Annotated in this window: 23 protein-coding genes; 4 read left to right on the forward strand and 19 right to left on the reverse strand. The window is 67.7% G+C overall.

Annotated features, from left to right (window positions below):
• Position 1: 1 nt before the first annotated feature.
• The 3 genes from J4Z35_RS05935 to J4Z35_RS05945 are packed head-to-tail and all read right to left on the reverse strand — an operon-like array spanning position 2 to position 3152.
• The gene (locus J4Z35_RS05935; protein ID WP_006946055.1) at positions 2–868 is read right to left on the reverse strand and encodes a carbohydrate ABC transporter permease; all 867 of its coding nucleotides are present in this window, start codon (positions 866–868) and stop codon (positions 2–4) included.
• Positions 868–1824 (reverse strand): sugar ABC transporter permease, encoded by a 957-nt coding sequence (locus J4Z35_RS05940; protein WP_006946255.1) that lies wholly within the window; start codon positions 1822–1824, stop codon positions 868–870. The genes J4Z35_RS05935 and J4Z35_RS05940 overlap by 1 nt, the downstream gene beginning before the upstream one ends.
• A gap of 14 nt (positions 1825–1838) precedes the next feature.
• Positions 1839–3152, reverse strand: a complete 1314-nt coding sequence (locus J4Z35_RS05945) for an extracellular solute-binding protein (protein WP_040014836.1) — start codon at positions 3150–3152, stop codon at positions 1839–1841.
• A 267-nt stretch (positions 3153–3419) separates the two neighbouring features.
• Here J4Z35_RS05945 and J4Z35_RS05950 point away from each other — a divergent pair, with 267 nt between their 5' ends.
• The 3 genes from J4Z35_RS05950 to J4Z35_RS05960 all read left to right on the forward strand — a co-directional run bounded on the left by J4Z35_RS05950 (position 3420) and on the right by J4Z35_RS05960 (position 7010).
• A complete protein-coding gene (locus tag J4Z35_RS05950) occupies positions 3420–5153 on the forward strand; it encodes a fumarate hydratase (RefSeq protein WP_074040632.1) in 1734 nt (577 codons plus the stop codon).
• Between the two features lie 30 nt (positions 5154–5183).
• Entirely contained in the window at positions 5184–5804 is a 621-nt protein-coding gene (locus J4Z35_RS05955; protein ID WP_006946116.1) for a carbonic anhydrase, read from the forward strand.
• A gap of 222 nt (positions 5805–6026) precedes the next feature.
• The gene (locus tag J4Z35_RS05960) at positions 6027–7010 is read left to right on the forward strand and encodes a malate dehydrogenase (RefSeq protein WP_074040631.1); all 984 of its coding nucleotides are present in this window, start codon (positions 6027–6029) and stop codon (positions 7008–7010) included.
• 142 nt (positions 7011–7152) lie between these two features.
• Here the strand turns inward: J4Z35_RS05960 and J4Z35_RS05965 are convergent, their stop codons facing one another.
• The 4 genes from J4Z35_RS05965 to rplM form a co-directional block, all read right to left on the reverse strand.
• Positions 7153–8337, reverse strand: a complete 1185-nt coding sequence (locus tag J4Z35_RS05965) for an aminotransferase class I/II-fold pyridoxal phosphate-dependent enzyme (protein WP_074040630.1) — start codon at positions 8335–8337, stop codon at positions 7153–7155.
• Positions 8338–8499: 162 nt separating this feature from the next.
• Positions 8500–9855 carry a phosphoglucosamine mutase gene (glmM, locus tag J4Z35_RS05970; RefSeq protein ID WP_038567134.1) on the reverse strand — a complete coding sequence of 452 codons (1356 nt, stop codon included), beginning with the start codon at positions 9853–9855 and terminating at the stop codon, positions 8500–8502.
• Positions 9856–9970: 115 nt separating this feature from the next.
• Positions 9971–10480 carry a 30S ribosomal protein S9 gene (gene rpsI / locus J4Z35_RS05975; RefSeq protein ID WP_006946115.1) on the reverse strand — a complete coding sequence of 170 codons (510 nt, stop codon included), beginning with the start codon at positions 10478–10480 and terminating at the stop codon, positions 9971–9973.
• 31 nt (positions 10481–10511) lie between these two features.
• Positions 10512–10961, reverse strand: a complete 450-nt coding sequence (gene rplM / locus J4Z35_RS05980; protein WP_006946227.1) for a 50S ribosomal protein L13 — start codon at positions 10959–10961, stop codon at positions 10512–10514.
• Positions 10962–11246: 285 nt separating this feature from the next.
• On the opposite strand from rplM, the gene J4Z35_RS05985 reads away from it, so the two are divergent.
• Positions 11247–11816 carry a helix-turn-helix domain-containing protein gene (locus tag J4Z35_RS05985; RefSeq protein WP_038567131.1) on the forward strand — a complete coding sequence of 190 codons (570 nt, stop codon included), beginning with the start codon at positions 11247–11249 and terminating at the stop codon, positions 11814–11816.
• Positions 11817–11951: 135 nt separating this feature from the next.
• Here J4Z35_RS05985 and truA read toward each other — a convergent pair whose 3' ends face one another.
• From truA to rplO, 12 genes are all read right to left on the reverse strand, one after another.
• The gene (truA, locus tag J4Z35_RS05990) at positions 11952–12800 is read right to left on the reverse strand and encodes a tRNA pseudouridine(38-40) synthase TruA (RefSeq protein ID WP_074040629.1); all 849 of its coding nucleotides are present in this window, start codon (positions 12798–12800) and stop codon (positions 11952–11954) included.
• 90 nt (positions 12801–12890) lie between these two features.
• Positions 12891–13406 (reverse strand): 50S ribosomal protein L17, encoded by a 516-nt coding sequence (rplQ, locus tag J4Z35_RS05995; RefSeq protein WP_074040628.1) that lies wholly within the window; start codon positions 13404–13406, stop codon positions 12891–12893.
• A gap of 78 nt (positions 13407–13484) precedes the next feature.
• Positions 13485–14504: a DNA-directed RNA polymerase subunit alpha gene (locus tag J4Z35_RS06000; protein WP_006946192.1), complete on the reverse strand. Its 1020-nt coding sequence runs from the start codon at positions 14502–14504 to the stop codon at positions 13485–13487.
• A 155-nt stretch (positions 14505–14659) separates the two neighbouring features.
• Positions 14660–15268 carry a 30S ribosomal protein S4 gene (gene rpsD, locus J4Z35_RS06005; protein WP_006946058.1) on the reverse strand — a complete coding sequence of 203 codons (609 nt, stop codon included), beginning with the start codon at positions 15266–15268 and terminating at the stop codon, positions 14660–14662.
• 44 nt (positions 15269–15312) lie between these two features.
• Entirely contained in the window at positions 15313–15720 is a 408-nt protein-coding gene (rpsK, locus tag J4Z35_RS06010; RefSeq protein ID WP_006946182.1) for a 30S ribosomal protein S11, read from the reverse strand.
• 65 nt (positions 15721–15785) lie between these two features.
• Positions 15786–16160, reverse strand: a complete 375-nt coding sequence (gene rpsM / locus J4Z35_RS06015; RefSeq protein WP_006946278.1) for a 30S ribosomal protein S13 — start codon at positions 16158–16160, stop codon at positions 15786–15788.
• A 267-nt stretch (positions 16161–16427) separates the two neighbouring features.
• Complete coding sequence (rpmJ, locus tag J4Z35_RS06020; protein WP_006592630.1) at positions 16428–16541, reverse strand: 50S ribosomal protein L36; 114 nt, start codon at positions 16539–16541, stop codon at positions 16428–16430.
• Between the two features lie 88 nt (positions 16542–16629).
• Positions 16630–16851, reverse strand: coding sequence for a translation initiation factor IF-1 (infA, locus tag J4Z35_RS06025; RefSeq protein ID WP_006946284.1), 222 nt, complete (start codon positions 16849–16851; stop codon positions 16630–16632).
• A 217-nt stretch (positions 16852–17068) separates the two neighbouring features.
• Positions 17069–18019, reverse strand: a complete 951-nt coding sequence (locus J4Z35_RS06030; protein ID WP_038567122.1) for a M24 family metallopeptidase — start codon at positions 18017–18019, stop codon at positions 17069–17071.
• Complete coding sequence (locus tag J4Z35_RS06035) at positions 18019–18597, reverse strand: adenylate kinase (RefSeq protein ID WP_038567119.1); 579 nt, start codon at positions 18595–18597, stop codon at positions 18019–18021. The genes J4Z35_RS06030 and J4Z35_RS06035 overlap by 1 nt, the downstream gene beginning before the upstream one ends.
• Positions 18597–19910: a preprotein translocase subunit SecY gene (secY, locus tag J4Z35_RS06040; RefSeq protein ID WP_074040627.1), complete on the reverse strand. Its 1314-nt coding sequence runs from the start codon at positions 19908–19910 to the stop codon at positions 18597–18599. The genes J4Z35_RS06035 and secY overlap by 1 nt, the downstream gene beginning before the upstream one ends.
• Before the next feature lie 197 nt (positions 19911–20107).
• Complete coding sequence (rplO, locus tag J4Z35_RS06045; protein ID WP_074040626.1) at positions 20108–20572, reverse strand: 50S ribosomal protein L15; 465 nt, start codon at positions 20570–20572, stop codon at positions 20108–20110.
• Position 20573: the final 1 nt, after the last annotated feature.

The following is a 20573-nucleotide window of genomic DNA, read 5'->3' on the forward strand; positions in this document are numbered from 1 at the left end:
GTCAGCCCTTGACGGCGCCGGAGGTGAGGCCGGAGACGATCCGACGCTGGAAGATCAGGACGAGGATGATGACGGGGATCGTCACGATGACGGCGGCCGCGGCGATGGCGCCCGTCGGCTGCGTGAACTGGCTGGCGCCGGTGAAGAAGCTCAGCGCGGCGGGCACCGTGCGGGCGTTGCCCGACGTCAGCGAGATGGCGAACACGAAGTCGTTCCACGCCGTGAAGAACGTGATGATGGCCGTCGTGAAGACACCCGGGCCGGCGAGCGGCGCGATGACCTTGCGGAACGCCTGCCACGACGTCGCACCGTCGACCTGGGCGGCCTGCTCCATCTCCCACGGGATCTGCTGGAAGAACGCGGACAGTGTCCAGATCGCCAGCGGCAGCGTCAGCGCGAGGTACGGGATGACGAGGCCGGGGATCGTGTCGAACAGCCCGATCTGACGCCACATGTTGAACAGCGGCGTCACCATCGCGATGACGGGGAAGAACGAGACGGCGAGCGCCATCGTCAGGATCATCTTCTTGCCCGGGAAGTCGAGGCGGGCGATCGCGTAGGCGCAGAACGTCGCGAGGATGACAGAGATCAGCGTGGCGAGCAGCGACACCACGATCGAGTGCCACAGCGCCGGCATGAACAGGTCGGACGCCCCGCCCTTGAGGATCAACTCGTAGTTGTCCCAGCTCGGGTGCGTCGGGAAGAAGTTGCCGAAGCTGTTCTCCTTGCCCGTCGTGTCCGTGAGGGCGGCGTCGCTCTTGAGCGACAGCGCGAAGATCCACACGAGCGGCAGCAGCGTCCAGATCATGACGGGGATGGCGAAACCGAACATCCCCCACTTGGCCTTGTTCGAGACGTTGGTTTCCATCAGTTGTTCCTCCCGGCAGCGAGGTCGACCTTGAAGCCCTTGACGAAGATCGCCGCGATGATGAGCACGCAGAGGAAGAGGATGACGGCGAGGGCGGAGCCCATGCCGATCTCCACGCGATCGATCGCCTCACGGGAGACGAGCATCGAAAGGCTCGTCGTGTCATTGGCGCCGCCGGTCATGACGTACGGGTTGTCGAAGATGCGGAAGGCGTCGAGCGTGCGGAACAGCAGGGCGACCATGATGGCGGCCTTCATGTTCGGCAGGATCACCTTCGTGAGGCGCTGCCACCAGGTGGCGCCGTCGACCTTGGCGGCCTCCTCCATCGAGGAGTCGACCTGTGCGAGGCCCGTCAGCAGCAGCAGTGACATGAACGGCGTCGTCTTCCAGATCTCCGACAGGCAGATGACGAACAGCGAGCTGCCCCGCTGACCGAACCAGTCGTAGTCGAGCGGGAACGAGCCGAACGTCAGGGTGTGCAGCCAGTGGTTGACGAAGCCGGTGCTGACGTCGAAGCCGAACTTCCACGCGAACGCGGAGACGACCGTGATGATCGCGTACGGCAGCAGGACGACGGTGCGCAGCGTGCGTCGTGGCATGACGATCTTGTTCATGAGCATCGCGATGGCGAAGCCGAGGATCAGCTCGACGACGACCGTGACGATCGTGATGATGAGCGTCGTGCCCATGGCGTTCCAGAACAGCGAGTCCTTGAGCGCGGAGGCGTAGTTCTGGAACCACACGAACTTCTTGCCCGCCGGGTCGGTGAGGCGGTACTTGAAGAACGACAGGTACAGCGCGTTGAGGATCGGGTACAGCGTCACGAGACACATGACGACGAACGCCGGCCCCGCGAGCTTCCACCCGAGGTTGCGCTCGGCGCGTGCGCGATCGGAGAGCGGCGCCTTCTTGCGCTTCGCCCCCGTTGCGACACCGGTGGCCGCACTCTTCTCCATGGATGCAGCGGTACTCACAGCAGGGCCTTCCCCTTCAGGACGTCGAGGATGAACTTCTGGGCCTCGGCCGGAGTGTTCGGCGTCACCTTCGACGGCGGCGAGAACTGCTGCTGCAGAGCCCCGGAGATGTCGCCCCAGTAGGGCGAGAGCGGACGCGGCACGGCCTTGTCCAGCGAGGTGCGGATCTGGGCGGCGATCCCGTTCGGGAAGGCCTTCTTGACGTCCGCCGAGTCGTACGAGGCCTTGCGGCTGCTCGGGTTGCCCGAGGCAACCATGTACGCCGTCGTGTTCTTCTCGTTCGTGATGCACTCCGCCGCCTGGTAGGCGAGGTCGGTGTGCTTCGAGTTCTTGCCGACGGCGAGCTGGATACCACCGAACGGAGGCGCGGCGTCGTGCGAGGCGTCGGTGCGCGGGTAGACCGCGGCCGCCACGTCCTCGGCCACCTTCGGCGCGGCCTTCTGGATGGCACCGTAGGAGTAGGGCCAGTTGACGAGGAAACCGCCGCTCGGCGACTGGAACAGCGTCAGCGACGCCGTCTCGTCGGACGAACCGATCGCGGGGCCGCCGACGCCCGACGTCGCGACCTTGTTGATGATCGACGCGGCCTTCTTGCCGGCGTCCGAGTCGAGGCCGAGCTTGATGTTCTCGTACGTCGCACTCGGGTCCTCGACGATCTTGCCGCCGCCGCCCGCGACGAGCGCGTTGATCCACACGGCGTAGCCCTCGTAGAGCTTGCCCTGGACGCCGACGTTCGTCTTCGTCTTCTTCGCGGCGTCGATGACCTGATCCCACGTCACCGGCTTGCTCATGTCGAGACCGGCCTTCTGCGCGACCGACTTCTTGTACCAGAGCAGCTGCGTGTTCGCCCAGAACGGCACGGACGTCAGCTTGCCCTTGTACATCGAGGCGTCGATGGAGCTCTGGACGCGGTCCTCCGTGAAGTTCTTCTGCATCGACTCCGGCACGGGCGCGAGGTAGCCCGCAGCAGCGAACTCGGTGACGAACGCCGGGTCGGTGCTCATGAGGTCCATCGAGCTGTCGCCCGCGGCGAGGCGACGCAGCAGCTGCGTGCGCTGGTCGGAGGCCGAGTTCGGCAGCAGCTCGACCTTGATCTTGTACTTGCCGCCGGAGGCCTTCGTGCAGTTCGCGGCGAGTGTGGCCTGGCCACCCTTGGAGGCGTCGGAGTTGCCGACGTCCGGGTTGATGTACCAGGTCAGCGTGGGCGTGCCGCCCCCGCTGTCGCCACCGCACCCGGCGAGCGCGGTCGTCGCGAGCATCGCCATCGATGCTGCGGCAGCCACTCGCCTGCGTGACTTGGATGTGTTCATGAACACCGCTCCATCCTTGTTAATCGACAACTCATCATCCACGCACGCTGTGATGGACGCCATACTTGCACCGCCAGGGAGACCAAACGGTTATTGAGCCGTTACACGATCGCGCGATCAGGGGTGCTACGTTCGCCCTCCCCGCCTGCGATCTGCGTCCACATCTGCGATTTTCGTCAGCATTCACACCCCACCCGCGCATGCCCTGACGGCGGCGCCGCCGGCTCGTCGGGCCGCAGCCGCGTCGCGCTCCGATAGTCTCCACGCATGGCTGATTTCGCGTACTCCGACCTGCTGCCCACCGGCGAGGACACGACCACCTACCGCAAGCTGACGAGCGACGGGGTGCGCACGCTCGAGGGCCCCGGCGGGCGCACCTTCCTCGAGGTCGACCCCTCGGCCCTGGAGACGTTGTCGGCCACCGCGATGCACGACATCGCGCACTACCTGCGTACGTCTCACCTCGCGCAGCTGCGCAAGATCCTCGACGATCCCGAGGCGAGCAACAACGACAAGTTCGTCGCGCTCGACCTGCTCAAGAACGCGAACATCGCGGCGGCGGGCGTCCTGCCGATGTGTCAGGACACGGGCACGGCGATCGTCATGGGCAAGAAGGGTTCGCAGGTGCTCGTCGCGCGTGACGAGCACGACCCCGCTCCCGACGAGGCGTCGCTCGCGGAGGGCGTCTACGACGCGTACACGAAACTCAATCTGCGCTACAGCCAGATGGCGCCGCTGACGATGTGGGACGAGAAGAACACCGGCTCGAACCTGCCCGCGCAGATCGAGATCTACGCCGACAGCCAGCCGGGCCACGAGACCACCTACAAGTTCCTCTTCATGGCCAAGGGCGGCGGCAGCGCCAACAAGTCGTTCCTGTACCAGGAGACGAAGGCTATCCTCAACCCCAAGCGCATGCTCGAGTTCCTCGACGAGAAGCTGCGCAGCCTCGGCACCGCCGCGTGCCCGCCGTACCACCTCGCCGTCGTCATCGGCGGCACGAGCGCCGAGTTCGCGCTCAAGACCGCGAAGTACGCGAGCGCGAAGTACCTCGACGAGCTGCCGACGTCCGGTGACGCCGCCACCGGCCACGGCTTCCGCGACCCGGAGCTCGAGGAGCAGATCCTCGAACTGACGCGCAACTTCGGCATCGGCGCGCAGTTCGGCGGCAAGTACTTCTGTCACGACGTGCGCGTCGTCCGCCTCCCGCGCCACGGCGCGTCGCTGCCCGTCGCGATCGCCGTCAGCTGCTCGGCCGACCGTCAGGTGCTCGGCAAGATCACGCGCGAGGGCGTGTTCATCGAGCAGCTCGAGACCGACCCGGCGCAGTTCCTGCCCGACGTCACCGAGGCGCACCTCATCGAGAGCGGCGACGAGGCAACCGGCGCGGGCTCGACCGGCAAGGGCGCCGCCGTCGACATCGACCTGAGCCGCCCGATGGACGAGATCCGCGCCGAGCTGAGCGAGCATCCCGTCAAGACCCGCCTTTCGCTGACGGGGACGCTCGTCGTCGCGCGCGACATCGCGCACGCGAAGATCAAGGAGCGCCTCGACGCCGGCGAGGAGATGCCGCAGTACCTCAAGGACCACCCGGTCTACTACGCAGGCCCCGCGAAGACGCCGGAGGGCATGGCGTCCGGTTCGTTCGGGCCGACGACGGCCGGGCGCATGGATTCGTACGTCAAGCAGTTCCAGGCCGCCGGCGGCTCGATGGTGATGCTCGCCAAGGGCAACCGCAGCGCCCAGGTGACGGAGGCCTGCCAGGAGTACGGCGGGTTCTACCTCGGCTCGATCGGCGGCCCGGCCGCGCGTCTCGCCCTCGACTGCATCAAGAAGGTCGAGGTGCTCGAATACCCTGAGCTCGGCATGGAGGCCGTGTGGAAGATCGAGGTCGAGAACTTCCCCGCGTTCATCGTCGTCGACGACAAGGGCAACGACTTCTTCGCCGCCACGGCGAAGCCGACCGCCATGACCATCACCACCCGCCCCGGCCTGAGCTGACGGCGCCGACGTCATCACCAAGGAGCCACCATGAGCAGCACCCTCACGCCGCAGCAGGCCTGGGACACCCTCGTCGAGGGCAACCGACGCTTCGTCTCCGGCACGACGCAGCGCCCGCACAGTGACGGCGAGCGCCGGCGCGAGCTCGTCGCCGGGCAGGCACCCCAGGCCGTCATCTTCGGGTGCGGCGACTCCCGCGTGCCGGCCGAGATGATCTTCGACCAGGGCCTCGGCGATCTGTTCGTCGTGCGCACCGCGGGCCACGTGCTTGACCCCAGCGTGCTCGGCTCGATCGAGTTCGGCACCGAGGTGCTGCGCGCACCGCTCGTCGTCGTGCTCGCGCACAAGAGCTGCGGCGCCATCAACGCGACGCTCGCCGCCGAGGAGACCGGCGACATGCCGCCGGGGTACCTCCACACGATCATCGAGCGCGTCATGCCGTCGATCCTGCACGGGCGCAAGCACGGGCTGACGACCGGCGAGCAGTTCGAGGCCGAGCATGCCCGGGCGACGAGCGAGCTCCTCCCCCAGCGCAGTCAGCTGATCCGTGATCGCATCGACGCCGGCCGGCTCGCCGTCGTCGCCGTGCACTACGACATCGGTGAGGGCGAGGCGCACGTCGTCGGCACCCTGGGTGACATCACGGCCTGATCGTCCGCCGCTGTCGCCATGCCGCCATCCCCAGCGGGTGGCGGCACGCCTGATGTCGCGGCACGCACAGGCTGCTGTGCGCCCCTCCCGGGCCACTCGCACACTCCGGGGCCTCGGGAGGGCCCGCAGGGACGTTCGGCCCTGACGCGGCGGGCCGGCTCGGCCTACCGTCAGTGGTGACCCGACGTCTTGTCCGGGAACCCGCCGACGAAATGAGCCGTCATGCCCAAGCCCCCCGTTCGCGTTGCCGTCAGCGGAGCCGCTGGCGCCATCGGTTACAGCCTCCTCTTCCGCATCGCCGCGGGTGAACTGCTCGGCCCCGACCAGCCCGTAGAGCTGCGCCTGCTCGAGGTCGACGAAGCGCTCCGCAAGCTGGAGGGCACCGTCATGGAGCTGCAGGACTGCGCGTTCCCAATGCTCGCAGGCACCGAGACCGGCTCCGACGCGCGCCGCATGTTCGACGGCGTCAGTCACGCGCTGCTCGTCGGCGCGAAGCCGCGCGGGCCGGGCATGGAGCGCGGCGACCTGCTCGAGGTCAACGGCCACATCTTCGGCCCGCAGGGAGAGGCGCTCAACGACGCTGCCGCCGATGAAGTGCAGGTCACCGTCACCGGCAACCCGGCGAACACGAACTGCCTCATCGCGATGCATGCGGCACGTGACATCCCGAACGAACGCTTCAGCGCGCTGACGCGCCTCGACCAGAACCGCGCCGTCGCGCAGCTCGCCGCGAAGACGGGTGCGAGCGTCACCGACATCCACGACGTCATCATCTGGGGCAACCACAGCGCCACGCAGTACCCGGACGTCACGCACGCGACGATCCATGGCCGTGCCGCGCGCCTCGAGGTGGGCGATGACGCCTGGCTCAACGACGTCTTCATCCCGACGGTCGCGAAGCGCGGCGCCGCGATCATCGACGCCCGAGGCGCGTCGTCAGCGGCGAGCGCCGCGAGCGCGACGATCGATCACGCCCGCGACTGGGCTCTCGGCACCGACCGGATCGTCTCCATGGCCGTGCCGTCGGACGGCTCCTACGGCGTGCCCGAGGGGCTCGTGTCGAGCTTCCCCGTCACCGTCACCGAGCGCGCCTGGCGGATCGTTCCCGACCTCACGATCGACGAGTTCAGCCGCGCCCGCATCGACGCGAGCGTCGCCGAGCTCGAGAGCGAGCGCGACGCCGTCCGCGCACTCGGGCTCATCTGAGCCCAACGACTCGCGGCGGCGCGTCAGGAGACCAGGGGGTTCCTGACGCGCGCCGACGTGCATCCCACGAACCGTAGGGCCCGAGCGACCGGGGCCGTCTGACGTAGCCGGCACGACTGGTGAACCGCAGGACGTCACAGCGTCATGACGAGCTACCGACGAACCTCACCATCCGGTCGAACGCCTCGTCGAGCTCATCGCTCGCGACAGCGAGGCTCATCCGCATGAACCGGTGCCCGTCGACGGGGTCGAAGTCGATCCCGGGGGTGATGGCGACGCCCGTCGCGGCGAGCACGTCGGCGCACCAGCGCGCGGAGTCGTCGGTGAGGTGCTCGACGTCGCACCAGGCGTAGAACGCGCCGTCCGGTGGCGCGTAGGTCGTCACCCCGATCTCGGGAAGGCGCCGCTGCACCAACTCACGATTGCGCCGGTACGTCTCGACGTGCTCCTCCAGCTCACCGCGTGCCGCCTCGCCGAGGGCCGCGAGCGCCGCATGCTGTGACACGGCCGGCGGGCAGATCGTGAGATTCGAGGCGAGAATGGCGACGCGTCGGCGCAGGTGCGCGGGCACGAGCATCCACCCGACGCGCCAACCCGTCATGGAGAAGAACTTCGACACCGAACCGATGACGGCGCCCTGGCGCGACGTCTGCCACGCGCTCGACGTCGCGCGCCCGAACGAGATGCCGTGGTAGATCTCGTCGCTGACGAGCAGCACGCCGTGCGCGTCGCACCAGCGCGCGATGGCTGCGAGTTCGTCCGCGTCGATGATCGTGCCCGTCGGGTTGGCGGGGCTCGCGACGACGAGCCCCTTCGGCGCGGCGCCGCGCGCGACACGTTCCGCCTCGAGCATCGCGACGGTGGGTTGGTAGCGCACCTCGGCGCCGCACGCGAGCTCCACGACGGACGTCCCCAGCGCCCGCAGCGTGTTGCGGTAGGCGGGGTAGCCTGGGCGGGTCATCCACACCTCGTCGCCGCCGTCGAACGCAGCGAGGAACAGCAGCGTGAACGCGCCCGACGACCCGGTCGTGACGATGACGTCGTCAGCACTCACGTCGTCGACGCCGAGGTCGCGGTGATACGCGGCGATCGCCTCACGCAGCGGCCGGATGCCGACCGTCTCGGTGTACCCGAGCGCATCGGCCTCGATCGCCGCGACGGCCGCCTCCCGGGCTGCGCGCGGCGCGCCCGTCGAGGGCTGGCCGGCGCACAGGCTGATGACGTCGCCGTGCGTACGCTGACGTTCCGCTGCCGCGGCGAGCACCTCCATGACGTGGAACGGCTCGACGTCGCTGCGTCGACTCGGCTGGGCGGCTGGCAGGCTCATGCCTGCCACTGTGACACACCCCGCACGCGTGACGGCCGTCGGCGCTGTCCGTCAGCTCCCGTCGACAGCTCGCCGGGCCACCACACGACTGGGAGGCACACGACTGCGCCCAGATGCACCCGGGTGCATCTGGGCGCAGGACGAAAGCGCGCAGCCGGCAGTTCAGTCGATCGACAGCTCGCGCTTGACGACGTCGGCGAGGTGCGTCGCGACGGCCTGCGCGCGTTCGGCGGTGTCGGCCTCGACCATGACGCGCACGACCGGTTCGGTGCCCGACTTGCGCAGCAGCACGCGCCCGGCGCCGGCGAGGTCGCTCTCGGCGGCGCGCACAGCGGCCTGCACGCCGTCGTGCGAATCGACGGCCGACTTGTCGACCCCCTTGACGTTGATGAGCTTCTGCGGCATCCGCTGCATGACGGCGCCGAGCTGGGCGAGCGAGCGCCCACTCGAGGCCACGCGGGCAGCAAGGAGCAGGCCCGTGAGCACGCCGTCACCGGTCGTGCCGTGGTCGAGTGCGATGACGTGCCCCGACTGCTCGCCCCCGAGCGAGTACGACCCGCGGCGCATCTCCTCGAGCACGTAGCGGTCGCCGACACCGGTCTGCTTGACGGCGATGCCCTCGCGCTCCATCGCCTTGATCATGCCGAGGTTGCTCATGACCGTCGCGACGAGCGTGTCCTCGGCGAGCACGCCGCGCTCCTTGAGGTCGAGCGCGAGGATCGCCATGATCTGGTCACCGTCGACCACCTCACCCGTTCCGTCGACGGCGAGGCAGCGGTCCGCGTCACCGTCGAAGGCCACACCGAAGTCGGCTCCATTCGCGACGACCGCTTCCTGCAGCTTCTCCAGGTGCGTCGAGCCGTAGCCGTCGTTGATGTTGAGCCCGTCCGGCGTCGCACCGATGACGACGACGTCCGCGCCCGCGCGGCGGAACACCTCGGGCCCGACGACGGAGGCCGCGCCGTGCGCGCAGTCGACGACGATCTTGAGGCCCTCGAGGCGGTGCGGAAGCGCGCCGAGCAGGTGACCGATGTACTTCTCACCGCCCTCGGCGTAGGGATGCACACGACCGACCGACGCACCCGTCGGACGCTCGTACTCCTCGTGCAGGTGCGCCTCGATCGCGTCCTCGAGCGCGTCGGGCAGCTTGTGGCCGCCGCGGCTGAAGAACTTGATGCCGTTGTCTGGCATAGCGTTGTGCGAGGCCGACAGCATCGCGCCGAGGTCGGCGTTCATCGTCGCCGTCAGGTAGGCGATGGCCGGCGTCGGCAGCACGCCCGCGTCGTAGACGTCGACGCCCGCGCTCGCGAGCCCGGCGACGGTGGCCGCACCGAGGAACTCCCCCGACGCGCGCGGGTCGCGTCCGACGACGGCGACGGGACGCTCGTGATCGGCCGAGACCTCCCCGGCCTCGACGAGTACCCGTGCTGCTGCGACGGACAGCCCGAGTGCGAGCTCTGCCGTGACGTCCTGGTTGGCGACGCCACGCACACCGTCAGTGCCGAACATGCGGCCCATGTGCCCCTCCTGAGGTCTTCGGAATCTCTCTCCACAATACGCGGCGGTACGCGAATCGCTCCGCACCCGGCGCATGGGCCGGATACGGAGCGATTCGAGCAGGGCAGCGCGTGGATCAGCGCTTGCTGAACTGCGACGCCTTGCGGGCCTTCTTGAGGCCGGCCTTCTTGCGCTCCGGAACGCGCGCGTCACGCGTGAGGAAGCCGGCCTTCTTGAGGATCGGACGGTTCAGCTCTTCGTCGACGCCGTTCAGCGAACGGGCGACGCCGAGGCGAACGGCACCGGCCTGGCCCGAGGGGCCACCGCCGTGCACGCGCACGAGGACGTCGTACGCACCGTCCAGCTCGAGCACCGTGAGGGGCTCGTTGACGATCTGCTGGTGCACCTTGTTCGGGAAGTACTCCTCGAGGGTGCGGCCGTTGATCTTCCACTCGCCCGTACCGGGGACGATGCGGACGCGGGCGATGGCCTGCTTGCGGCGGCCGGTCGCGGCGCCGGGCGCGGAAGCGGACGGGCGACGAACCTCGCCGTTCTCGCCGACGGGGCCGGTCGACTCGCTCGTGTATTCGGTCAGCTGCGGCTCGTCCGTCTCGAGGACGTCGAGCTCAACGTTCTGGTCTGCCACGGTTCTCCTAAGAATTCAGCAGCGCGCGCGATTACTGCGCGACCTGGGTGATCTCGAACGGCTTGGGCTGCTGCGCGGCGTGCGGGTGCTCGGCACCGCGGTACACCTTGAGCTTGGCGATCTGGGCGCGGCCCAGCTTCGTCTTGGGCAGCATGCCTCGGACGGCCTTCTCGACGGCCTTCTCCGGGTCCTTCGCCATGAGCTCCGTGTAGGAGGTCGAGGTCAGACCGCCGGGGAAGCCCGAGTGACGGTAGGCCTTCTTCTTCTCGAGCTTGGCGCCGGTGAGGGCGACCTTGTCGGCGTTGATGATGATGACGAAGTCACCGGTGTCGATGTGCGGCGCAAACGTGGGCTTGTGCTTGCCACGCAGCAGCGATGCAGTCTGGGACGCGAGGCGACCCAGAACGACGTCGGTGGCGTCGATGACGTGCCAGGTGCGGTCAGCCTGAGCCGACTCCTGGTTGGGGGTGAACGTACGCACGGTCGTTCCCTTCGTTCTGTCGTTGACGATGGGCGGCCACTTCGTGCGCGGTCACCGCCCGGGCGACAGCCCGCATGCGACCAGCTGCGACGAAGCAACAGTCATCCAGTCTACGGCAGATGCACACCCGGTCGAAATCGTGCAGTCATGACGTATCCCCTTGCGCCGCAATGTCTTTCACGGATCGCCACACCCGTCGATCGACGCCCTCCGGGTCGATCGCACAACAATTGTGCAAAATGGGCGCCTCCGTCGTCGCGCCATCGACTCCGGTAGCCTCGGGCCATGAACACGGCCGCGGGCAGCGACCCCTACCGCGTCATCGCCCATCCGATGCGTTCGCGCATCCTCGCGCACCTGCGTCTGCACGGCGGTTCGACGTCTGCCGAACTGGCCCGAGCCCTCGGCACGCACACCGGGGCGACGAGCTACCACGTGCGCGTGCTCGAGAGCGCAGGCCTGGTCGAGGACACCGGGCTCGGCAACGCCAAGACGCGCGTCTGGGCTCTCGTCGACGAATCGGACGACACCGATGACGCGAACGCCGGCGATGCCCTCGAGTTCCTCGACGACGCCGACGCCGAAGACGCGCGCTGGCTCGAGCACGACTTCATCACGCACGTCAGTGAGCGCGCCCACGCCTGGGTCGACGAGCAGGACGCCTGGCCCTACGTGTGGCAGGACGAGTGCCGCGCGTTCGACTCCCCCGTCCTCGTGAGCGAGGAGCAGATGAGCGCTCTGCGCTCCGAGATGGAGGCGCTTCTTGCGCGGTATCGCCGAGCCGGCGCAGGCACCCCGGGTGCGCGACGGGTCGCCGTCACCGTCGTCCCGCTGCCGTTGCCGAACGTCACGTGAGCACCGGCCCAGGCGAGCTCCATGACCGGCCGATGAATGCGAGCGAACGGGCCGAATCCACGCGTCCTGACACTCGCGTCCGGCCACTCCGCTCGTATTCACCGCGCTGACGTCGAGGCAGCGGTCGCGATGGGCTCAGGTTGCCCCATCGAGGTCAGCCGCCGAACGCATGACGCGCGACGCCGCATCGCGCGCCGCGAACTGATCGGGACTCGGGTAGCTGACCTCCTCGAGGCACAGCCCGTGCGGCGGCATGACGACGACGCCCGGGTCGCGTCGCCCCGCAGTCAGTACCTGCGCGGGCCAGTCGATCGGGCGACGCCCCTCCCCCACCGGCACAACGCTGCCGATGAGGGCCCGCACCATCGAGTGGCAGAACGCGTCGGCCTCCAACCGCGCGGTGAGCACGCCGTCCGCCTCGCGCGTCCACGCGTAGTCGAGCAGCGTGCGGATCGTCGTCGCACCCTCGCGGGGCTTGCAGTAGGCCGCGAAGTCGTGCAACCCGACGAGCAGGGCCGACGCGGCGTTCATCGCGTCGACGTCCAGGTTTCGCTTGACGACGACGGTGTCGCGCCGGCGAAGCGGGTCGAGGCGCGCCGCATCGTCGAGCAGGCGATAGCTGTAGCGGCGCTTCAGCGCCGAGAAGCGAGCATCGAAACTCGCGGGCTGCTCACTGGCGGCCTTGACGACGACGTCCCCCGCCAGGACGCCGTTGAGGCGCGTGACGAGCGCCTGCGCGGGCGCACGCTCGCTTCGCCCCGGCAGCGCAGCCCACGCGTCGGCGTCGATGTCGCCGTGGCACACCCCACCGCGCGCGTGGACGCCGGCGTCGGTGCGCCCGGCCACCGTCAGCCGGACGTCGTCGCGGCGCAGGACGCGCGTGAGCGCACCCGTCAGTTCTTCCTCGACAGTGCGACGTCCGGGCTGGCGGGCCCACCCCGAGAAGTCGGTGCCGTCGTAGGCGAAGTCGATCCTGAAACGCATGCCGCCCAACCTATCCCGCGAACTCGACCACGGACGCGACGATGCCCGCCTCCCCCGAGGGGGAAGCGGGCATCGTGCGTGACAGGTCGATCAGGCGTCGCCGTCAGCCTTCGAGGCACCGCCGGACGTCTCCGTCGCGGCAGAGGTCTCGGGCGTGACGTCCGCTGCCGGAGCGGCCGCAGCGTCTTCCTTGACCGCGCGCTTCGTGGCGGCCTCGGCCTCCTTGACCGTCGACTGCTTCGCGGAGTAGGCCTCGCGAACCAGTTCGATGACGACCATGGGGGCGTTGTCGCCCTTGCGCGGCGCGATCTTGGTGATGCGCGTGTAGCCGCCGGGACGCTCGGCCATGTCGGGTGCGATCTCCGTGAAGAGACGGTGCACGGCCGACTTGTCCGAGATCTTGCGCATCACGCGTCGACGCGAGGCGAGGTCGCCGCGCTTGCCGAACGAGATGAGGCGCTCGGCGTACGGACGCAGGCGCTTGGCCTTCGCCTCCGTCGTCGTGACGCGGTCGTGGGTGAACAGCTGAGTGGCCATGTTGGCCATGATCAGCCGCTCGTGCGACGGGCTGCCGCCGACGCGGGCGCCCTTCGTGGGGGTAGGCATGTTTTCTCCTTGGTCTACCGGTCAGCTGCGAGAATGCTCAACTCCGCGAGCAGGCTCACCGCTGTACCGAAAAGCTGCTCAGTACTGCTCGTCCTCGGCGAGGTCCGCGCCGTCGGCGTCCTCGTCGTAGCGGTCGGCGATGACGCTGGCGTCGAACCCGGGCGGGCTGTCCTTCAGCTGAAGGCCCATGTCGCGCAGCTTGTCGGCGACCTCGTGGATCGACTTCGAACCGAAGTTTCGAATGTCGAGCAGGTCGGCCTCGCTGCGGGACACGAGTTCACCCACGGTGTGGATGCCCTCGCGCTTGAGGCAGTTGTAGGAGCGGACGGTGAGGTCGAGGTCCTCGATCGGCAGAGCGAGGTCCTCGGCGAGCGCTGCGTCGGTCGGGGACGGACCCATGTCGATGCCCTCGGCCTCGACGTTGAGCTCGCGCGCGAGACCGAACAGCTCGACGAGCGTGGAGCCGGCCGAAGCCATGGCGTCACGCGGGGCCATCGAGTTCTTCGTCTCGACGTCGACGATGAGCTTGTCGAAGTCGGTGCGCTGCTCGACACGCGTGGCCTCGACCTTGTAGGTCACGGCCAGCACCGGCGAGTAGATGGAGTCGACCGGGATGCGGCCGATCTCCTGCTCCGCCGACTTGTTCAGCGCCGCCGAGACGTAGCCGCGGCCGCGCTCGACCGTCAGCTCCATCTCGATGCTGCCCTTGTCGTTCAGCGTCGCGATCTCGAGGTCGGGGTTGTGCACCTCGACACCGGCCGGGGGCGCGATGTCAGCAGCGGTGACGACACCCGCGCCCTGCTTGCGCAGGTACATCACGACGGGCTCGTCGTGCTCCGAGGAGACGACCAGACCCTTGATGTTGAGGATGACCTCGGTGACGTCTTCCTTGACACCGGGGATCGTCGAGAACTCGTGCTGGACGCCGTCGATGCGGATGCTGGTGACGGCGGCACCCGGGATGCTCGAGAGCAGGGTGCGGCGGAGCGAGTTGCCGAGCGTGTAGCCGAAACCCGGCTCCAGGGGCTCGATGACGAACCGCGAACGGCTCTCGGAAACCACGTCCTCGGAGAGCGTGGGGCGCTGTGCGATGAGCACTCTCGTTGTCCTTTCCTACGGCGACCACTATTTGACGCCGGGTGAACGAGCAGGAATCGAGTCCTGCGCCGGTGCGAGCTCTGTCTCTCGGACCGGCAGGTGGAAGGTGGCGCCTCACGCGGCGCGAAGCGCCACCTTCCGATGCGAAGCTCGGATCAGTTCTTCGAGTAGAGCTCGACGATGAGCTGCTCGGTGAGCTGGCTGTCGATCTGCTCGCGCGTCGGGAGCTGGTGGATCAGCACCTGCAGCGTGCCCGGGACGACGTGCAGCCACGCCGGAACGGGACGCTCGCCGAACGTCTCGCGAGCGAGCTGGATCGGGAACGCCTCGCGCGACTTCTCACGGACCGTGATGATGTCGTACTGCTCGACGCGGTAGGACGGGACGTCGACGCGCACGCCGTTGACCTCGAAGTGACCGTGCGTGACGAGCTGACGGGCAGCGCGGCGCGTGCGGGCGAGGCCGGCGCGGTAGATGACGTTGTCCAGGCGGGACTCGAGGATGATGAGCAGGTTCTCACCGGTCTTGCCGGGGCGGCGCGCCGCCTCCTTGTAGTACCGGACGAACTGCTTCTCCATGACGCCGTAGGTGAAGCGGGCCTTCTGCTTCTCCTGCAGCTGGTGGAGGTACTCCTTCTCCTGGATTCGACCGCGGCCGTGCTGGCCGGGCGGGAAGGGGCGCATCTCGAAGTTCTTGTCACCACCGACGAGGTCGGTCTTGAGTCGACGCGACTTCTTGGTGATCGGGCCGGTGTAACGGGCCATGTGGGGTGTCTCCTAGTTCGTCTTCGTTCGCGGTGTCTGGGTGATCAGACGCGGCGACGCTTGGGCGGGCGGACGCCGTTGTGCGGCGTGGGCGTGACATCGCTGATCGCGCCGACCTCGAGGCCGGTCGCGGTGAGCGAGCGGATGGCGGTCTCACGACCGGAACCCGGGCCCTTGACGAAGACGTCGACCTTGCGCATGCCGTGGTCCATGGCACGACGCGCAGCGGCCTCGGCGGCCATCTGCGCTGCGTAGGGGGTCGACTTGCGGGAGCCCTTGAAGCCGACCTGGCCGGCGGACGCCCACGAGATCACGGCACCGGTGGGGTCCGTGATGGAAACGATGGTGTTGTTGAACGTGCTCTTGATGTGGGCCTGGCCCGCAGCAACGTTCTTCTTCTCCTTGCGGCGCACCTTCTTGGCGCCCGCGGCCATACGGCTCTTGGGAGGCATAGTTCGAATCTCCTGTTTCGACGCTCAGTTGAGGAAGTAGTCGTGATCAGCCGAAGCTGCTCGACTCACTTGGCCTTCTTCTTGCCGGCCACGGTGCGCTTCGGGCCCTTGCGGGTACGAGCGTTCGTCTTGGTGCGCTGACCGTGCACGGGCAGGCCACGGCGGTGGCGCAGACCCTCGTAGCTTCCGATCTCCACCTTGCGGCGGATGTCGGCGGCGATCTCACGGCGCAGGTCACCTTCGAGGCGGAAGCTTGCCTCGAGGTGGTCACGCAGCTTGACGAGTTCTTCCTCGGTGAGGTCGCGGACGCGCGTGTCCGGGTTGACGCCGGTCGCGGCCAGCGTCTCCTGGGCACGGGTACGCCCGACGCCGAAGATGTAGGTGAGGCCGACCTCGACGCGCTTCTCGCGCGGCAGGTCGACACCGATGAGACGTGCCATGTGTTCTCCTGATCATGAGCGGAGGTCTGGGGCAGCACCGTTCCCGCTATGGCGTGAGCCTCGATGCTCGTGATGAGCGGTGGGACTCGCGGGTCCTCGGCCTCCGCGCCGAGGGTGACGTCCACTGGCGTGTCTCTGGATCAGATCGCTCTGAGAGATCTCGACGATTCATCCTGTCGGATCCTCGTCAGAGCCCAGTGGGGCCGGGTGCTGCAGTTTTCATGTGTTGCGTCCTGGCGAAGACGCTGTGAGCTGGTGCTCGGTGGATCAGCCCTGGCGCTGCTTGTGGCGCAGGTTCTCGCAGATCACCATGACTCGGCCGTTGCGGCGAATCACCTTGCACTTGTCACAGATCTTCTTGACGCTCGGCTGAACCTTCATCTGCCTGCTGTCTTGTCGATCGCGCTCTCGACACACCGACACGCTGCGACCATGCGGACGCAGCGCGGGGAGCGAGAACTGGGTTGAATCAGCGGTAACGGAAGACGATACGGCCGCGGGTCAGGTCATAGGGCGAGAGCTCGACGACGACCCGGTCCTCGGGGAGGATCCGGATGTAGTGCTGACGCATCTTGCCCGAGATGTGAGCGAGAACCTTGTGACCGTTCGTGAGCTCGACCCGGAACATCGCGTTCGGGAGAGCCTCGACGATCGTGCCCTCGATCTCGATGACACCGTCCTTCTTGGCCATAGCCTCCGCATTTCGCTGCACGAAACCGTCCCGGATGGACGGAATCTGTTGGCCGGCCTGCCCGGTCGCGTGACGTTGAGCGCCACATACCACGACAGACCGTCCCTCAGTCTACGAGACGCGCTCGGCTTCCCCAAATCGCGTCGACCCGCCTCCGTTCCGATGAGAGGGGCTCGAGCGTTGGGGGACCCGGACGGCGTCGCGTCCGCGTGGGCCCTCAGTCGTCCAGGCCGCCGTACAACCCGAGCGGCTCGAGACGCGAACGTCCGCCGTCCTGCGCCGTCAGCACCCACAGGCCCTTCTCCGTCACCGCCACGGTGTGCTCGAAGTGCGCGGCGAGGGAGCCGTCGTCGGTCTTGACGGTCCAGCCATCGTCGAGCTCATGCGTCTCGTACGTGCCGAGCGTGACCATCGGCTCGACGGCGACGACGAGACCAGGCTTCACCTTGGGGAGCCGCTCGTTGACGTACTCGTTGTAGACCGTTGGATCTTGGTGCAACTCACGACCCACACCGTGGCCCGTGTAGCCGTCGACGATCTCGAAGCTGGGCATCTCCGGCGGCAACCCCGCGAGGCGCTCCGGAGCGTTGAACTCCTCGAGCAGGTCTTGTACGCCCTCACCGACGTCGTTGAGGCGCTCGCCCACCTGAAGCGCCTCGATGCCGGCCCACATCGACGCCTCGGTCGCGAGCACGAGAGCGCGGCGCGGGTCACCCTGCGCCCACGCCACGACACCCTCTCGTCTGATCGCCGGCTCATCACCCGCGTGACGCGCCGCCACGCGCTGCGCCGAGCTCGCGTCGTCCCTCGCCGCCCCGACGACGAACGTCAACGCCGAGTCGCCGTGCCACCCGTCGACGATCGCTCCGCAATCGAGCGAGACGACGTCGCCGTCTTGCAGCACGCGCTCCCCCGGGATGCCATGGACCACCTCGTCGTTGACGGAGATGCACAGCGTCGCCGGAAAGCCGTTGTACCCGAGGAACGACGGCGTTGCACCGCGTTCGAGCATGTGGGCGTGGGCGATGGCGTCGACGTCCTTCGTCGTCATGCCCGCGCGCGTTCCGAGTGCCGACGCGCGAAGCGCCGAGCCGGTCACGAGACCGGCCCGGCGCATCGCGCGGATGTCGTCACTCGACTTGAGATCCAGTCGGGTGCGTCCGAACATCAGTTCTTCGCCGCGACCTCGTCGAGTGCCGCGCCGATCCGCGCCTCGACCTCGTCGATCGAGCCCATGCCGTCGACCTGGACGAGGAGGCCACGCTCGGTGTAGGCGGCGGCCAGCGGCGCCGTCTCGCGCACGTAGAGCTCCTGACGCTCGCGGATGACCTCTTCGGTGTCGTCCGCACGGCCCGACGTCTCGGCGCGCTTGAGCAGGCGCTGCACGAGCTCCTCGCCATCGACGGTGAGTTCCAGGGCCGCGTCGAGGGCCTGGCCCTTCGCCGCGAGCATCTCCTCGAGCGCGACGACCTGGCCCGCGGTGCGCGGGTATCCGTCGAGCAGGAAGCCGTTCGCGGCGTCCTTCTCGTCGAGGCGGTTCTTGACGATCTCGTTCGTGATCTCGTCCGTGACGTACCCACCGGAGGCCAGGATGTCCTTGACCTTGAGGCCGAGCTCGGTCTCGTTCTTGATGTTGGCGCGGAAGATATCGCCGGTCGAGATGTGCGGGATGCCCCGGCTTTGGGCCAGACGCTCCGCCTGCGTTCCCTTGCCTGCCCCGGGGGGTCCGAGAATGATGAGTCGCATTACCGCAAGAACCCTTCGTAGTTGTGCTGTTGCAGCTTGGAGTCGACCTGCTTGACGGTCTCCAGACCCACGCCGACGAGGATGAGGATGGACGCGCCACCGAACGGAACGTTCTGGTTCGCGTCGAAGAGCGCCAGCGCGATCAGGGGTAGCAGCGCGAGGAACGCGATGTAGATCGCGCCGACGGTGGTGATGCGCGTCAGGACGTAGTTGAGGTACTTGGCCGTCGCGGAGCCGGCGCGGACGCCCGGAATGAAGCTGCCGGCCTGCTTGAGGTTGTCCGCCACCTCGTCGGGCTGGTAGGTGATCGACACGTAGAAGAACGTGAAGAACAGGATCAGGACCGTGTAGATCGCCATGTAGACGGGGTGGTCGCCGCGCGCCAGGTAGGTGTTGATCCACTGCGCCCACCCGGGCGGATTCGTCTTGTTCGCCGCGAACTGCGAAACCATGACGGGCAGGGAGAGCAAGGACGTCGCGAAGATGATCGGGATGACGTTGGCCATGTTGACCTTCAGCGGGATGTACGTCGTCGTCCCGCCGTAGGAGCGACGTCCGACCATGCGCTTCGCGTATTGGACGGGGATGCGTCGCTGGCTGTTCTCCACGAAAACGACGGCGGTCGTCACGGCCAAGCACATGATGACCACGGCGATGAAACGCCCCCAGCCCTGGTTGTGGATCGCCCACAGACTCTGGGGCACGCGAGCGGCAACGGCGGTCAGGATGAGCAGCGACATACCGTTGCCGATACCCCGTTCCGTCACCTGCTCACCGAGCCACATGATGAGGCCGGTGCCGGCCGTCAGGGTCAGAATCATGAGCAGGACGGTCGGGATCGAGTCGTCCGTCATGATCGTCGAACACGTGGTCGGGCTACCACCGAGAATCGTCCACGGGCTGCGAGCGGCGGTGATGAGCGTCGAACTCTGCAGGAGCGCTAGCGCGATCGCGAGATAGCGGGTGTACTGCGTCATCTTCGCCTGCCCGCTCTGGCCCTCCTTCTTGAGGGTCTCGAAACGCGGGATGACGACCGTCAACAACTGAATGATGATCGACGCGGTGATGTAGGGCATGATGCCGAGCGCGAAGATCGACAGCTGGAGCAGCGCGCCACCTGAGAACAGGTTCGCGAGCCCGAGGAGGCTGCTCGAACCACCGGCCGCGGCCTGACACTTGGCCACGAGATCGAAGCTGATCCCCGGCGTCGGAATGTGCGAACCGAGCCGGAACAACGCCATGATGGCCAGCGTGAACAGGATCTTGTTGCGCAGTTCGGGCGTCCGGAAGGCGCGTCCAAAACTGGTCAGCACAAAAACCTCCTGAGCCGTGACGCGTCACGGCTGAATACGTAAAGGGCTTGCCGGGTGGCCCCGACGACGGCGTCGCACCCGACGCGGGCGACCACCGTCAACGAATAGACGATACCCTCCCCCGCGTCCCGACGACGAAAGAACCCCGCCGGGAGCACCACATCGTGGCACCCCGGCGGGGTCCTGTCTCAGACGCGTCACTCAGCGGTGACGGAACCGCCTGCGGCCTCGATCTTTTCCTTGGCCGTGGCCGAGAACTTCTGCGCCGTGACGTTCACCTTGACGGTGATGTCGCCAGTGCCGAGCACCTTGACGGGCTGGCCCTTGCGGACGGCACCCTTTTCCACGAGCGCCGCGACGTCGACGTCGCCGCCCTCGGGGAACAAGGTGGAGATCTTGTCCAGGTTCACGACCTGGTACTCGACCTTGAACGGGTTCTTGAAGCCGCGGAGCTTGGGCAGACGCATGTGCAGCGGCGTCTGACCACCCTCGAAGCGAGCGGGAACCTGGTAACGAGCCTTCGTACCCTTGGTACCACGACCCGCGGTCTTGCCCTTGGAGCCCTCACCGCGACCCACACGGGTCTTCGCGGTCTTGGCACCCGGGGCGGGACGCAGGTTGTGGATCTTCAGGGCCGACCCGTTGGCCTTGGTGTCAGGCATT

This window comes from Dermacoccus sp. NHGro5 (assembly GCF_017565385.1).
GTDB lineage: Bacteria > Actinomycetota > Actinomycetes > Actinomycetales > Dermatophilaceae > Dermacoccus > Dermacoccus nishinomiyaensis.